This window comes from Pseudomonas izuensis, from assembly GCF_009861505.1.
GTDB classification, from domain to species: domain Bacteria; phylum Pseudomonadota; class Gammaproteobacteria; order Pseudomonadales; family Pseudomonadaceae; genus Aquipseudomonas; species Aquipseudomonas izuensis.
In genome coordinates this window covers 54,602-69,110 of the sequence record NZ_WTFT01000003.1, presented here as the reverse complement: position 1 = coordinate 69,110, position 14,509 = coordinate 54,602, and the positions used below count along the sequence as shown (strand labels likewise).

The window sequence follows — 14,509 nt, the reverse complement described above, 5'->3', positions numbered from 1 at the left end:
TCGTTTGCGGCCTTTCTCGTTCCTGCCGGTTTGACTGCGCAGGCGCGATTCCTTGCTCCGAGAACCGAGAGGTATACATGTCTGAATTTCAGCTCGTCACCCGCTTCGAGCCTGCCGGCGATCAGCCGGAAGCCATCCGCCTGATGGTCGAGGGCATCGAAGCCGGGCTGGCGCACCAGACGTTGCTCGGTGTGACCGGCTCGGGCAAGACCTTCAGCATCGCCAACGTGATCGCGCAGGTGCAGCGCCCGACGCTGGTGCTGGCACCGAACAAGACCCTGGCCGCGCAATTGTACGGTGAGTTCAAGTCGTTCTTTCCGAACAACGCGGTGGAGTATTTCGTTTCCTATTACGACTACTACCAACCTGAAGCCTACGTACCGTCTTCCGACACCTTCATTGAGAAAGATGCCTCGATCAACGACCACATCGAGCAGATGCGCCTGTCCGCGACCAAGGCGCTGCTGGAGCGCAAGGACGCGATCATCGTCACCACGGTGTCGTGCATCTACGGTCTGGGCAGCCCGGAAACCTATTTGAAGATGGTTTTGCACGTGGATCGCGGCGACAAGCTCGATCAGCGTGAGTTGCTGCGGCGTCTGGCTGACCTGCAATACACCCGTAACGACATGGAGTTCGCCCGCGCGACTTTCCGCGTGCGCGGCGATGTGATCGATATCCACCCGGCAGAATCCGATTTCGAAGCGATCCGCATCGAGCTGTTTGACGATGAAGTGGAAAGTCTGTCGGCGTTCGATCCATTGACCGGCGAAGTGATTCGCAAACTGCCGCGTTTTACCTTCTACCCCAAGAGCCACTACGTGACGCCACGGGAAACCCTGATGGGCGCCGTCGAGGGGATCAAGGTCGAATTGCAGGAACGCCTGGAATACCTGCGTTCCAACAACAAACTGGTGGAAGCCCAGCGTCTGGAGCAACGCACCCGTTTCGACCTGGAGATGATCCTCGAACTGGGCTACTGCAACGGTATCGAAAACTACTCGCGCTACCTGTCCGGTCGTGAAGCCGGGGCACCACCACCGACCCTTTACGACTACTTGCCGGCCGACGCCTTGCTGGTGATCGACGAGTCCCACGTCAGCGTGCCCCAGGTCGGGGCCATGTACAAAGGTGACCGTTCGCGTAAAGAAACGCTGGTGGAGTACGGTTTCCGCCTGCCATCAGCGCTGGATAACCGGCCGATGCGTTTCGACGAATGGGAAAGTATCAGTCCGCAGACGATCTTCGTCTCGGCGACGCCGGGCAACTACGAAGCCGAACACGCCGGTCGCGTGGTTGAGCAGGTGGTGCGGCCGACCGGCCTGGTGGACCCGCAAGTGGAAATCCGTCCGGCGCTGACCCAGGTCGACGACTTGTTGTCGGAAATCAGCAAGCGCGTGGCGGTAGAGGAGCGGGTGCTGGTCACCACGCTGACCAAGCGCATGGCCGAAGACCTGACCGATTACCTGGCCGACCACGGTGTGCGCGTGCGCTACCTGCACTCGGACATCGACACCGTCGAACGGGTTGAAATCATCCGCGATCTGCGCCTCGGCACCTTCGATGTGCTGGTGGGGATCAACTTGCTGCGCGAAGGCCTGGACATGCCGGAAGTGTCGTTGGTGGCCATCCTCGATGCCGACAAGGAAGGCTTCCTGCGTTCCGAGCGCTCGCTGATCCAGACCATCGGCCGGGCGGCGCGTAACCTCAACGGTCGGGCGATTCTGTATGCCGATCGCATCACCGGCTCCATGGAGCGGGCGATTGGCGAAACCGAGCGCCGTCGCGACAAGCAGATCGCCTTCAACCTCGCCAATGGCATCACGCCAAAAGGGGTGTTCAAGGACGTTGCCGACATCATGGAAGGCGCCACTGTGCCGGGTTCGCGCAGCAAGAAGCGCAAGGGCATGGCCAAGGCGGCCGAGGAAAACGCCAGGTACGAAGCCGAACTGCGCTCGCCGGGCGAGGTCGCCAAGCGCATCAAGGCACTGGAAGAGAAGATGTATCAGCTGGCTCGCGACCTGGAATTCGAAGCTGCGGCGCAAATGCGCGACGAGATAACCAAGTTACGCGAGCGTTTGATTACGGTTTGATCTCTAGCGTCTGTTAGGGACTCATCGCGAGCAAGCTTTGCTCCCACAGGTTTATGGCGAACACCCTGTGGGAGCAAAGCTTGCTCGCGATGGAGGCAACTCGGTCTTAGTGTGCTTCCCCGGCCTTCAACCCCGCCGGCAGTTTTTTGGTCAACAACACCGCCAGCATGCTGATCCCCAACGCAATCCCGACAAAGTGAAACGCATCGTTGTAGGCCATGATCGACGCTTGCTGGTGGGCGATTTCGCTGAGTTTGCCCAGTGCCGCCGTTTCGTTGCCCAGCGTATTGGTCAGCGACGCCAGGCGTTCGGCCACCTGCGGGTTGCTCGGCACAATGGACTCGCGCAAATAGTCGAAGTAAACCTTGGTTCGCGCATCCAGCAGGGTAGCGAGGAGGGCGATGCCAATCGCGCCGCCGAGGTTGCGCAGGATGTTGAACAGACTCGATGCCGACCCCGCATCCTTCGGCAGGATGTACGAAGTCGCGATCAGCGAGATGGTGACCATGATCAGCGGCTGCCCCAGCGCGCGGATGATCTGGATCTGATTGAACTGCGGTCCGGCGAAGTCCGGGTTTAGCACGCCTGAGGAAAAACTCGCCAGGCCGAACAGGCCGAAGCCAATCGTGCACAACCATTTGGGCGAGACAACCTTCATCAACTTGGGCACCAGCGGGATCAAGAACAGTTGTGGCACGCCCATCCACATGATCACTTCACCGATCTGCAGGGCGTTGTAGTTCTGAATCTGCGCCAGGTACAGCGGCAACAGATAAATCGAGCCATACAGGCCGACCCCCATGCCGACGCTGGAAATGCTCGACAGGCCGAAATTGCGATTGCCCAGGATGCCGAGGTTGATCAGCGGATTGGGCTTGGAAAACTGCACGATGACAAAAGTGATCAGGCTGATCAGTGCAATGCTGCCGAGGGTCACGATCAAGTCGGATTCGAGCCAGTCCTTGCGATGGCCTTCTTCCAGGAATACCTGCAGGCAACCCAGGCCGACGCCGAGGGTGACAATCCCGGCGTAGTCGGTGCTTTTCAGCAATTCCCAGTGCGCTTCTTTTTTCTCCAGGCCGTACATCAGGCCGGCGATCATGATCAGGCCGGGAGGAATGTTGATGTAGAAAATGTATTCCCAGCCCCAGTTTTCGGTCAGCCAGCCGCCCAGAGTCGGGCCGATGGACGGGGCGAAAGTCGCGGTCATGGCGAACATCGCCATGCCTTTGGCGCGGTGATGCTCGGGCAGTTTGATCAGTGTCAGGGTGAACGCCAGCGGAATCAGCGCCCCGCCGGTAAAACCCTGAAGTGCGCGAAAAACGATCATGCTTTCCAGGCTCCAGGCCATGGAGCACAGTAGCGAGGCAACGAGAAATCCGAGGGACACCCACACCGCCAGGCGACGCGCCGACAGCAACTGCACCAGCCAGGCAGTCAGCGGGATCATGATGATTTCCGCCACCAGGTACGAGGTGGAAATCCACGAGCCTTCTTCCAGGGTGGCTGACAGCGCGCCCTGAATATCCTTGAGTGAGGAGTTGGTGATCTGGATGTCGAGTACGGCCATGAAGGCGCCGAGCATCACGCTCATCACCGCGATCCAGTCCCGGCGGGTCGGTTCCCCGACCGGTCGGATCAGTTGATCACCGGCCATCGTCAGGGGTGTCTTTGCTGCTTACCTTGGGCGTGACAGCTTCAGGCGCGTCCTTGATGTTCACTTTGGCAGTGACCGACATGCCCGGCCGGATCTTGCCACGCAGTGGATTGTCGGAGGCGAAGGTCAGTTTTACCGGTATCCGTTGCACGACTTTGGTGAAGTTGCCCGTGGCATTGTCCGGCGGCAACAGGCTGAACTGCGCGCCCGAGGCGGCGAACAGGCTGTCGACCCTGGCTTCGATCGGCGTATCGCCGTAGGCGTCAAAGATCAGTTCGGCTTTCTGGCCGGGCTGCATGTGGCCGATCTGGGTTTCCTTGAAGTTGGCCTGAATCCAGATGTCTTCATCGGGCACGATCGACAGCAAATAGGCACCGGCCTGCACGTATTGACCTTCGCGGGCCGCGCGCTGGCCGATCAGGCCGCTGATCGGCGCATGGATCTCGCTGCGAGTGAGGTTCAGTTCGGCCTGGGCCAGATCCGCCTTGGCATTGGCGATCTGCGCGTCGAGGCGTTTGATCTCGGCGGTCAGCGCGTTCACTTGCTGGCGCTGTCCCTGGGCGTCTGCCTGGGCTTTGCTCAGTTGTGATCGGGCGATGTGGGATTCGGCGGAGAGGGTGGTGACCCGTTCTTCCGACACGTAACCGGGTTTACGCAAGGTCTCGGCTCGGTTCAAATCAATCTGCGTACGGCCCAGGCTGGCCTGGCTGGAGGCTACCTGCGCATCGCTGGCGGCAATCAGGCTGGCCTGTTGGGTCAGTTTGCTCTGGGCTTGCAGGCGTTCGGCCTGGCGAGTGGCGAGGGTGGCGCTGGCGCGGTCGACGGCGAGGCGGAAATCGTCACCCTCGAGCCTGATCAGCAGCTGGCCTTTTTCGACGTGCTGGTTGTCCTGCACCAGTACCTGATCGATACGTGCGCCCAGCTGGCTGGACACGCGGGTGATCTCGCCCTGGACATACGCGTTGTCAGTGCTTTCATAAAAACGTCCCTTAAAGAACCAATGGGCAAAAAAGCCCCCGGCAATGAGCAGGACGATCAGCAGGAAAATGGACAGGCGACGCTTGAGTTGGGCAGGCATGGGGCAAACTGTAGTCGAGAATATGTAAGGAAAGTTACCAGCAGGGGAATCTGGCATACAGCCGATAAACGGTAAATGCCATCGGCTGATATTTGGCCATTCACCGCGGCATACGGGCGTTGTAGACGCAAACTTGGCTTAAATGCCCTGTTCACTGGAGCGGGGCGGGTTGCGCCTGTTACCATTCGCCCCCTGTTTAATCTTCGCTTTTTATTTTTCGAGACATGCCATGACCACCGTCCGCACTCGCATCGCGCCATCGCCTACCGGGGACCCCCACGTAGGTACCGCTTACATCGCATTATTCAACTACTGCTTTGCCAAGCAGCACGGCGGCGAGTTCATCCTGCGAATCGAAGACACGGACCAGTTGCGTTCGACCCGCGAGTCCGAACAGCAGATTTTCGACGCCCTGCGCTGGTTGGGCATCGACTGGAGCGAAGGTCCGGATGTTGGCGGCCCGCATGGTCCGTATCGTCAAAGCGAGCGCGGCGATATTTACCAGAAGTATTGCCAGCAATTGGTCGACCTGGGTCATGCCTTCCCGTGCTTCTGCACCGCTGAAGAGCTGGACCAGATGCGCGCCGAACAAATGGCCCGCGGCGAAACTCCGCGCTACGACGGTCGCGCGCTGCTGCTGTCCAAGGAAGAAGTCGCGCGCCGCCTCGCCGCTGGCGAACCGCACGTGATCCGCATGAAGGTGCCGAGCGAAGGCGTCTGCGTGGTTCCGGACATGCTGCGCGGCGACGTTGAAATCCCGTGGGATCGCATGGACATGCAAGTCCTGATGAAGACCGACGGCCTGCCGACGTACTTCCTGGCCAACGTGGTCGATGATCACCTGATGGGCATCACCCACGTGCTGCGTGGCGAAGAGTGGCTGCCATCGGCACCGAAACTGATTCTCCTGTACGAATACTTCGGCTGGGAACAGCCGCAGCTGTGCTACATGCCGCTGCTGCGTAACCCGGACAAGAGCAAGCTCTCCAAGCGCAAGAATCCGACCTCGGTGACCTTCTACGAGCGCATGGGCTTCATGCCGGAAGCCATGCTCAACTATCTGGGGCGCATGGGCTGGTCGATGCCCGACGAGCGCGAAAAGTTCTCGCTGCAGGAAATGGTCGACCACTTCGACCTGAGTCGCGTTTCTCTGGGTGGGCCGATTTTCGACATCGAGAAATTGTCGTGGCTCAACGGTCAGTGGCTGCGTGACCTGCCGGTGGAAGAATTCGCCGCACGCGTGCAGAAGTGGGCTTTCAACTCCGAATACATGATGAAGATCGCGCCGCACGTACAGGGGCGGGTTGAAACCTTCAGCCAGGTCGCACCGCTGGCCGGCTTCTTCTTTGCAGGTGGAGTGAACCCGGACGCCAAGCTGTTCGAATCGAAGAAGCTGTCGGGCGATCAGGTCCGTCAATTGATGCAGTTGATCCTCTGGAAGCTCGAAAGCCTGCGTCAGTGGGAGAAGGACAGCATTACGGCGACGATTCAGGCGGTGGTCGAATCCCTGGAACTGAAGTTGCGCGATGCCATGCCGCTGATGTTCGCGGCGATCACTGGCCAGGCGAGCTCGGTGTCGGTACTCGACGCGATGGAAATCCTCGGTCCGGACCTGACCCGTTTCCGCTTGCGCCAGGCGATTGATCTGCTGGGCGGCGTATCGAAGAAAGAAAACAAAGAGTGGGAAAAGCTGTTGGGCGCGATCGTCTGATCCTGCGCACCTGACCTTGTAGGAGCCGGCTTGCCGGCGAAGGCGACCTTGATGCTTGCATCGATCTTGCGGGCCTCTTCGCTGGCAAGCCAGCTCCTACGGTTGGAGAAACCCCCGGATTTTCGGGGGGAGGGTGGTAAGTGATTGTTATGTCGGCAAAAAATTTTAAATTTTTTGAAAAATAAGTTTGACAGCCTTTCGATACGCCCTTAAGATTCGCCCCGTCCTCAGCGATGACATCAACGATGAGGGGCTATAGCTCAGCTGGGAGAGCGCTTGCATGGCATGCAAGAGGTCGACGGTTCGATCCCGTCTAGCTCCACCAATTTACACTTCAAGGTCTGGCCACACCGGCCTTGAAGCGATCAACACTCAGCGTTGATCAGTTGTATAGAAGGGTTTGCGTCCCCTTCGTCTAGTGGCCTAGGACACCGCCCTTTCACGGCGGTAACAGGGGTTCGAGTCCCCTAGGGGACGCCAGTTTTACAGAAGCGATGTTGCAAGATGTCGCTCCGCCGCGAGGCGAAAAATCCGGGGCTATAGCTCAGCTGGGAGAGCGCTTGCATGGCATGCAAGAGGTCGACGGTTCGATCCCGTCTAGCTCCACCAATTTTACAGTTCAAGGTCTGGCCACACCGGCCTTGAATCGATCAGCTCTCAGCACTGATCAGTTGTATAGAAGGTTTGTGTCCCCTTCGTCTAGTGGCCTAGGACACCGCCCTTTCACGGCGGTAACAGGGGTTCGAGTCCCCTAGGGGACGCCACGATTACCCGCTCTGCGGGATTTTATAAGGGTCATTCAATTATTGAATGGCCCTTTTGTTTGTCTGGCGTTTGGCCAAATCTCCCTCTCTCTTTCAAACTGTTCTTCAGACCAGCGGTCACATCCACGACTTGCAGAATATTATTATGAGAATAATATTCTAGTCGTAATATTCGGAGGCATCGATGAACGATAAAAAAGCTCAAACCCGCGAACGCATCCTCAAGGCTGCCAGCGCAGCGCTGATTCAGCGCGGCCCGGCTGAGCCGAGCGTGGGCGAAGTCATGGGGGCGGCCGGCCTGACCGTCGGTGGTTTCTATGCGCACTTCGAAAGTAAGGACGCGATGATGCTGGAGGCGTTCAAGCAATTGCTGGGTCGTCGTCGCGACCTGATTGCCGATATGGACGCCGAGTTGACCGGAGAAGAGCGTCGTGCCCTGGTCGCTGCGTTCTATCTGTCGCGCAAACATCGTGATTCCAGCGAGTCTGCGTGCCCGATTCCGGCCTCGATCGGCGAGCTCGGACGTCTGCCGGAGACGTTCCGAATTGCACTGAACGAGCATTTGGAACTGATGGTCGCGCAATTGGCGGCCAGTCCTGAAGACACCGACAAAGCCTTGGCCGATATGGCCTTGATGGTGGGTGGTCTGGCGCTGGCACGGGCGCTGGGTCCCGGTGATTTATCCGATCGATTACTGCGCGCTGCCAAGTCGGCGGTGCGTTGACCTGAAGGCAGCAGCCTGAGGAAAGAGCGATGAGCACGTTGAAGTGGGTTCGTGGCGTTAATGGCACCTTGGGTTGGTTTGCTCCGCAACTGGTCGCAAGCAAAATGCGACTGGCGTTCATGACGCCGCGGGATTTTCCACCGCGTGATTGGGAATTACCGCTGCTGGCCAAATCCGAGCGGATAACCTTGCGTTTCGGCCTCTCGGCATTGCGTTGGGGGCAGGGGCCTGCGGTGTTGCTGATGCACGGCTGGGAAGGTCGGCCCACACAATTCGCCAGCCTGATCACCGCGCTGGTCGATGCCGGTTACACCGTGGTTGCCCTCGATGGCCCGGCGCACGGTCGCTCACCGGGAACCGAGGCGAATGTCGTGTTGTTCGCCCGCGCCATGCTCGAAGCCGCCGCCGAGTTGCCACCGCTCCAGGCAGTCATCGGTCACTCCATGGGTGGCGCCAGTGCCATGCTTGCCGTGCAATTGGGTTTGCGTACCGAAACGCTGGTCAGCATCGCCGCGCCGGCGCGGATCCTTGGCGTACTGCGCGGTTTCGCCCGCTATGTGCGATTGCCTCCCAAAGCCCGTTCCGCCTTCATTCGCCAGGTCGAGAAGGACGTTGGCATGCGTGCCGCCACGCTGGATGTCGCGCATTATCAACTGGACATGCCCGGGCTGATCGTTCATGCCGAGGACGACAATCAGGTACCAGTCAAGGAGTCGCAGCTGATCCACGAGGCCTGGTTCGACAGTCGCCTGTTGCGCCTGGAAGAGGGCGGTCACCAGCGGGTCCTTGCTGATCCCCGGATGATTGAGGGCGTGTTATCACTGTTGGCCGGTCGCAGTCTGCAATCGCGCCAATCGGCCTGAGCATCCGTTACACTGCGCCGGTCGAAATCATCTGACCGGGAGTGGGGCATGGGCTGGGATCGGGCAACGCCATTTATCATTGATCTGCAAGTGGGCGCCGAGGACATCGACGGCCTGGGGCACGCCAACAACGCGGTGTACGTGACCTGGCTCGAACGCTGTGCGTGGCGCCACTCCCAGCGCCTTGGCCTGGATCTGGTCGAGTATCGTCGGCTGGACCGGGCGATGGCGGTGGTGCGACACGAGATCGATTACCTGGCGGCGGCCTATGAAGGCGACGAACTGCAATTGGCGACCTGGATCGTCGATTGGGATCAGCGTCTGAAAATGACCCGTCACTTCCAGTTGAAGCGCCCCAGCGATAATTCGACGTTGTTGCGTGCGCAAACCACGTTCGTCTGCATCGAACTGTCCACGGGCAAGCCCAAGCGCATGCCGGCGGAGTTCATTGAGGGCTATGGCCCGGCGTTGCTGTCGCAAAATCCGGAAGCAGCCAAGATCTAATGTGGGAGTGAGCCTGCTCGCGATAGCGGTCTGTCAGAAACATTGATGTTGGATGTGCAACCGCCATCGCGAGCAGGCTCGCTCCCACAGGGGAATCTGCGATGTTCTGCAGATTCCTGCCGAAACCAGTAAACTGCCGCACGTTTTTCGTTGAGTGTGTTTTTCATGCAAATTGCCCTGGCGCCCATGGAGGGGTTGGTCGACGACATCCTGCGCGACGTGCTGACCCGAGTGGGTGGCATTGACTGGTGCGTGACCGAGTTCATTCGTGTCAATGATCAGTTGCTCACGCCTGCCTATTTCCACAAATTCGGCCCTGAATTGCTCAATGGAGCCCGCACGGCGTCCGGCGTACCGCTGCGCGTGCAGTTGCTGGGTTCGGACCCGGTGTGCCTGGCGGAAAACGCCGCTTTGGCCTGCGAGTTGGGTTCTGAGGTCATAGACCTGAACTTCGGCTGCCCGGCCAAGACCGTGAACAAGTCCCGTGGCGGCGCGGTGTTGCTCAAGGAGCCCGAGCTGCTGAACCGGATCGTCGAGCATGTCCGTCGCGCCGTTCCAGCGCATATTCCGGTGACCGCCAAGATGCGCCTGGGCTTCGACAGCCCGGACGGTTCGCTGGTGTGTGCCACGGCCCTGGCCGAAGGCGGCGCGGAGCACATCGTGGTGCACGCGCGGACCAAAACCGACGGCTACAAGCCGCCAGCGCATTGGGAGTGGATTCCCAGGGTGCAGGACGTAGTCAAGGTTCCGGTGTTTGCCAATGGCGATATCTGGAGCGTCGAAGACTGGCGCCGTTGCCGCGAGATCAGTGGCGTGGAAGACATCATGCTCGGCCGCGGCCTGGTTTCGCGCCCGGATCTGGCACGGCAAATCGCTGCGGCGCGCGCAGGTGAGGAAGTCGTCGAAATGACGTGGGCCGAGCTGATGCCGCTGCTCCAGGATTTCTGGCTGCAAGCCAAGGCGCAGATGACGCCACGTCAATCGCCGGGTCGCCTGAAGCAATGGCTGGCGATGCTGACCCGCAATTATCCCGAGGCGGTAGAGCTGTTCACCGTCCTGCGTCGGGAGACGGAGCCGGATCAGGTTTCGCGCCTGCTGGGTTTGCAGGTGGCCGAAGCCGCCTGATAAAAATCTGAAAAAAATCTCTTGAAAAGCAATCAGTGGTCCCTATCTAAGGGTTACGCGATGCCGAATTCGGGTCGCGGAGACAAAAAACCTTGCTGATTGTTTTCAGGAGATTTGAATCATGACTACTGCATTTTCCCTGGCGCCTCTGTTCCGTTCCTCGGTAGGTTTCGACCGTTTCAACGACTTGTTCGAAACCGCCCTGCGCAATGAGCCAGGCAGCACCTACCCACCCTACAACGTCGAAAAACACGGTGACGATCAATACCGCATCGTCGTGGCGGCGGCCGGTTTCCAGGAAGAAGACCTGGAGCTGCAGGTCGAGAAGGGTGTACTGACCATCAGTGGCGGCAAACGTGATGCCAGCGAAGGCGTGACCTTCCTGCACCAAGGCATTGCCCAGCGTGCCTTCAAACTGTCCTTCCGTCTGGCGGACCACATCGAAATCAAGGCCGCCGGCCTCAGCAACGGTCTGTTGAGCATCGACCTGCTGCGGGTTGTTCCGGAAGAGGCCAAGGCCAAGCGCATCCCGATCAACGGGACGCAAAAACCGGCTCTGCAACACTAAGCCGAAGCAACAAGAAGGGCGCCAATGGCGCCCTTTTCTGTGGGAGCAAGCGGGCGGCGATCCGACTTGCCCGCGATGGCGATCTCAAGGGCCTCATCGCGGGCAAGCCTTGCTCCCACATAAGGTTTTTTTTACGCCATCACCTCAACAGCTTTTGAAATTCCTCCACCGGCAACGGCTGGCTGTGCAAATACCCCTGGTAAAAGTGACAGCCCAACCCCTGCAAGAATTCAAGCTGCTCCGACGTCTCCACGCCTTCGGCAATCACTTTCAATTCCAGGCTGCGAGCCATGGCGACGATGGCGCGGATGATTTCGGCGTCGTTGGGGTCGGTGGTGGCGTCGCGAATGAACGACTGGTCGATTTTCAGGGTGTCGACCGGCAGGCGCTTGAGGTAAGTCAGCGAGGAATAGCCCGTGCCGAAATCGTCCATGGCAAAACTCACGCCGATTTTTTTCAGGCGACGCATTTTGCTGATGGTGTCTTCCAGGTTCTGGATGACGATGCCTTCGGTGATTTCCAGTTTCAGCAACGAGCAGGGCAGGCCGTAGCGGGCCAGGCTTTCTTCGATGCGCTCGACGAAGTCATTCTGGCGAAATTGTCGCGGGCTGATGTTCACGCACAGGCTGAAATCCTGCGGGTCCACCCGTCCGGTGGTGATCAGTTGCCTGAAAGCCTGGCAGGCTTCGTCGATGATCCAGGTACCGACCTCCAGGATCAGGCCACTGTCTTCCAGCACCTTGATGAACTCGGCGGGCGATTGCGCGCCGAGTTCCGGATGGTTCCAGCGCACCAGCGCTTCAGCGCCGACGATGCGGTTGTCCCGGGCGTCGAGTTGCGGCTGGTAATGCACGCGAAATTCACCCCGAGACAGTGCCAGGCGCAGATCAGTCTCCATGCGCAGGCGCTCGCTCGCGGCCTTCTGCATGGTGTTGTGATACATCTGCGCGGTATTGCGCCCCGAATCCTTGGCGCGATACAGGGCGATGTCGGCGCGTTTGAGCAGGTCGGTCGGCGTCGAGCCGTGATCGGGAATCAGCGCAATGCCGATACTCGGTGTCACTTGCAGGCGTTGGCCGTCGAGGAACATTGGCTCGGACAGCAATTCTCGTAACGTATCGGCCAGTTCGCGAACCTGGGTGCTGACCTCGTTGCGCGAACCTTCAAGGCCGCTGAGCAGGACCACGAATTCGTCACCGCCCAGGCGGGCGACCGTGTCTTCCATGCGCACGCTGGCTTCGAGGCGCGCGGTGATGATTTTCAGTACCGTATCGCCCACTGGATGGCCGAGCGAGTCGTTGATGTGCTTGAAGTGGTCGAGATCCAGGAACATCAGTGCGCCGCGCAGGTTATGGCGCTTGAGCAGGGCAATCTGCTGGCTCAGGCGATCCATCAGCAACGCGCGGTTGGGCAGGTTGGTCAGCGGATCGTGGTAGGCCAGGTGGCGGATCTGCGCCTCGGCGTTTTTCAGCAGGCTGACGTCCCGTGCGGTCAACAGCAGGCACGCGGTTTCATTGAGGGTGATCGGTTCCACCGAGACTTCGACGGTCAGCAATTCGCCGCGCTTGTTGCGCCCGAGCATTTCCTGATGATGGACCCGGCCCTTGATCTGCAGTTCGGCCAGCAATGCCGAGCGTTGCTTCTCTTCGGCCCAGATCCCGACCTGGTACACCGTACGACCAATCACTTCGTCTGCGCGATAGCCGGTCAGGCGGCAGAAGCCGTCGTTGACTTCCAGATAGCGGCCGGTGTCGCGTTCGGTGATGGTGATGGCGTCGGGACTGGAGTGAAATGCCTTGGCAAACTTCTCTTCACTGGCCTTGAGCGCCGCTTCCGAGCGTTGCTGCTGGGTGATGTCGCGCAGGGTGGTGACGATGCATGGCTGGTCGCCCACGCTGATCTGGCGGCTTGAAATCACGCAGGTCAGGGATTGCCCGTCCTTGTGCTGGACAAGGATTGCTACATTGTTCAGCGCCTGTTCGCGGATCACCTGTTCGATCCGTTGCAGGCTTTTCGCCGAAGCATCCCACAAGCCGATTTCGTCGGCGCTGCGCCCGATGACATCCGTAGCGCTCCAACCGAAGGTCTGGGTGAAGCTGGAATTGATCTCGATGAACTGCCCGGTGTCCTGGCGGGTCACGCAGATCGGGTCCGGGCTGACCTGGAACAGCGTGGCGAATTTCTCCTCGGAAGCTACCAGCAGTTGTTCGCGTTCGACCTGATCGGTGATGTCGAGCAAGGTGCCGGCCATGCGCAGCGGCAGGCCGTTTTCATCGCGGTAGAGCCGGGCCCGGCTTTCCAGGTAACGCGAGCTGCCGTCCGGCAGTTGAACCTGATAGGTCAGTTGATAGTTGCCGGCCGGGCCTTCGCGCAGAGTGCGGTAGGCATCGCGCATGGAGTCGCGCTCTTCGCCGGGCACGCCCTCGAAAAACTCTTCGAAGGACTCATGGAAGGGTTTCGCCTCCAGCCCGTGCAACTGTGCGGCGCGGGCCGAGCCGTAGAGCATGCCGCTGGGTATGTGCCAGTCCCAGGTGCCCAGTTGTGCCGAGTCCAGGGCCAGGTCGAGGCGTTCCTGGCTGTCTTTGAGGGCGTGTTCGGCGGCCTTGCGCTCGGTGGTATCGAGGAAGGTGCTCAACAGATACGGTTGCCCCTCGAGTTCGACCTTTTGCGCGCTGAGGATGCCATCGTGAATTTGCCCATTGCTGGCGCGAAATTGCACCTCCATGCTGATCAGCTCGCCTTTGGCCTTGGTGGCCTTGACCAGTTGCGCCCGCTGCTCGGGGTGCACCCACAGGCCCAGCTCCAGGGTGGTGCGCCCGATCGCGTCTTGCACCGGCCAGCCGAACAGGCTTTCGAAATACTGGTTGGCCTCGGTGATCAGGCCATCATCCTGGCGGGTCAGCAGGACCATGTTCGGGCAAAGATGAAACAGCGTGGCGAAGCGCTTTTCCGAGCTGCTCAAGGCCTGTTCGCGCTGGCGCTGGTGGGTGATTTCGCGGATTACGCCGATCATGCGTGGGCGACCGTGCTTGTCCGGCAGCAGGCTGCCATTGATCTCCAGCCAATGCAGGCTGCCGTCAGGCCAGCGAATGCGGTGGTGCATCGCTTGATCCAGCGGTGCACCGGCGATCACTGCGTGGAAGGCGCGAACGGTTTTCGCCCGGTCTTCCGGGGGCAGCAAGTCCAGGTACTCCAGATCGGCCGGCAATGGTTGGCGCGGGTCGAAGCCGAAAAGCGCCTGTGTACCCCGTGACCAACTGATTTGCCCGCGCTCGATATCCCAATACCAGGCACCCAAACGTGCGCCGTTCAGGGCAGCCAGCAATTGTGGGGCGCTTTCCCAGCTCTGCTCGGAACGCTTGGGGTCAAGTGCCTGAATACGCGGCATCGGCGGAATACGGTCAACAGATTTCGGCATTGGC

General features: G+C 59.8%; 10 protein-coding genes and 4 tRNA genes. 11 read left to right on the top strand and 3 right to left on the bottom strand.

The features are described from left to right. Positions 1–77 precede the first annotated feature (77 nt). Entirely contained in the window at positions 78–2,093 is a 2,016-nt protein-coding gene (gene uvrB / locus GPL81_RS02120) for an excinuclease ABC subunit UvrB (RefSeq protein ID WP_096512572.1), read from the top strand. 106 nt (positions 2,094–2,199) lie between these two features. Here uvrB and GPL81_RS02115 read toward each other — a convergent pair whose 3' ends face one another. Next, a complete protein-coding gene (locus GPL81_RS02115; RefSeq protein ID WP_121102898.1) occupies positions 2,200–3,750 on the bottom strand; it encodes an MDR family MFS transporter in 1,551 nt (516 codons plus the stop codon). Then, positions 3,740–4,828: an HlyD family secretion protein gene (locus GPL81_RS02110; RefSeq protein ID WP_160105002.1), complete on the bottom strand. Its 1,089-nt coding sequence runs from the start codon at positions 4,826–4,828 to the stop codon at positions 3,740–3,742. Before GPL81_RS02110 ends, GPL81_RS02115 begins: the two co-directional genes overlap by 11 nt. Before the next feature lie 229 nt (positions 4,829–5,057). Here GPL81_RS02110 and gltX point away from each other — a divergent pair, with 229 nt between their 5' ends. From gltX to GPL81_RS02060, 10 genes are all read left to right on the top strand, one after another. Next, positions 5,058–6,539 carry a glutamate--tRNA ligase gene (gene gltX / locus GPL81_RS02105; protein WP_160105001.1) on the top strand — a complete coding sequence of 494 codons (1,482 nt, stop codon included), beginning with the start codon at positions 5,058–5,060 and terminating at the stop codon, positions 6,537–6,539. Between the two features lie 249 nt (positions 6,540–6,788). Then, a tRNA-Ala gene (locus GPL81_RS02100) sits at positions 6,789–6,864 on the top strand. Between the two features lie 79 nt (positions 6,865–6,943). Further along, positions 6,944–7,019 (top strand) — tRNA-Glu (locus GPL81_RS02095). Between the two features lie 53 nt (positions 7,020–7,072). Beyond that, positions 7,073–7,148: transfer RNA gene (locus tag GPL81_RS02090), tRNA-Ala, on the top strand. A gap of 79 nt (positions 7,149–7,227) precedes the next feature. Next, positions 7,228–7,303, top strand: a tRNA-Glu gene (locus tag GPL81_RS02085). Between the two features lie 184 nt (positions 7,304–7,487). Next, entirely contained in the window at positions 7,488–8,027 is a 540-nt protein-coding gene (locus GPL81_RS02080; protein ID WP_096512568.1) for a TetR/AcrR family transcriptional regulator, read from the top strand. A 29-nt stretch (positions 8,028–8,056) separates the two neighbouring features. After that, on the top strand, positions 8,057–8,890 hold the full coding sequence (locus GPL81_RS02075; protein ID WP_160105000.1) for an alpha/beta fold hydrolase: 834 nt from the start codon (positions 8,057–8,059) through the stop codon (positions 8,888–8,890). A 48-nt stretch (positions 8,891–8,938) separates the two neighbouring features. Beyond that, positions 8,939–9,394, top strand: a complete 456-nt coding sequence (locus tag GPL81_RS02070) for an acyl-CoA thioesterase (protein WP_096512566.1) — start codon at positions 8,939–8,941, stop codon at positions 9,392–9,394. 165 nt (positions 9,395–9,559) lie between these two features. Next, a complete protein-coding gene (locus GPL81_RS02065) occupies positions 9,560–10,519 on the top strand; it encodes a tRNA dihydrouridine synthase (protein WP_096512565.1) in 960 nt (319 codons plus the stop codon). 121 nt (positions 10,520–10,640) lie between these two features. Next, positions 10,641–11,087, top strand: a complete 447-nt coding sequence (locus GPL81_RS02060) for an Hsp20 family protein (RefSeq protein WP_096512564.1) — start codon at positions 10,641–10,643, stop codon at positions 11,085–11,087. Between the two features lie 139 nt (positions 11,088–11,226). Here GPL81_RS02060 and GPL81_RS02055 read toward each other — a convergent pair whose 3' ends face one another. Continuing rightward, positions 11,227–14,505, bottom strand: coding sequence for a PAS domain S-box protein (locus GPL81_RS02055; RefSeq protein ID WP_160104999.1), 3,279 nt, complete (start codon positions 14,503–14,505; stop codon positions 11,227–11,229). Between the last annotated feature and the right edge of the window lie 4 nt (positions 14,506–14,509).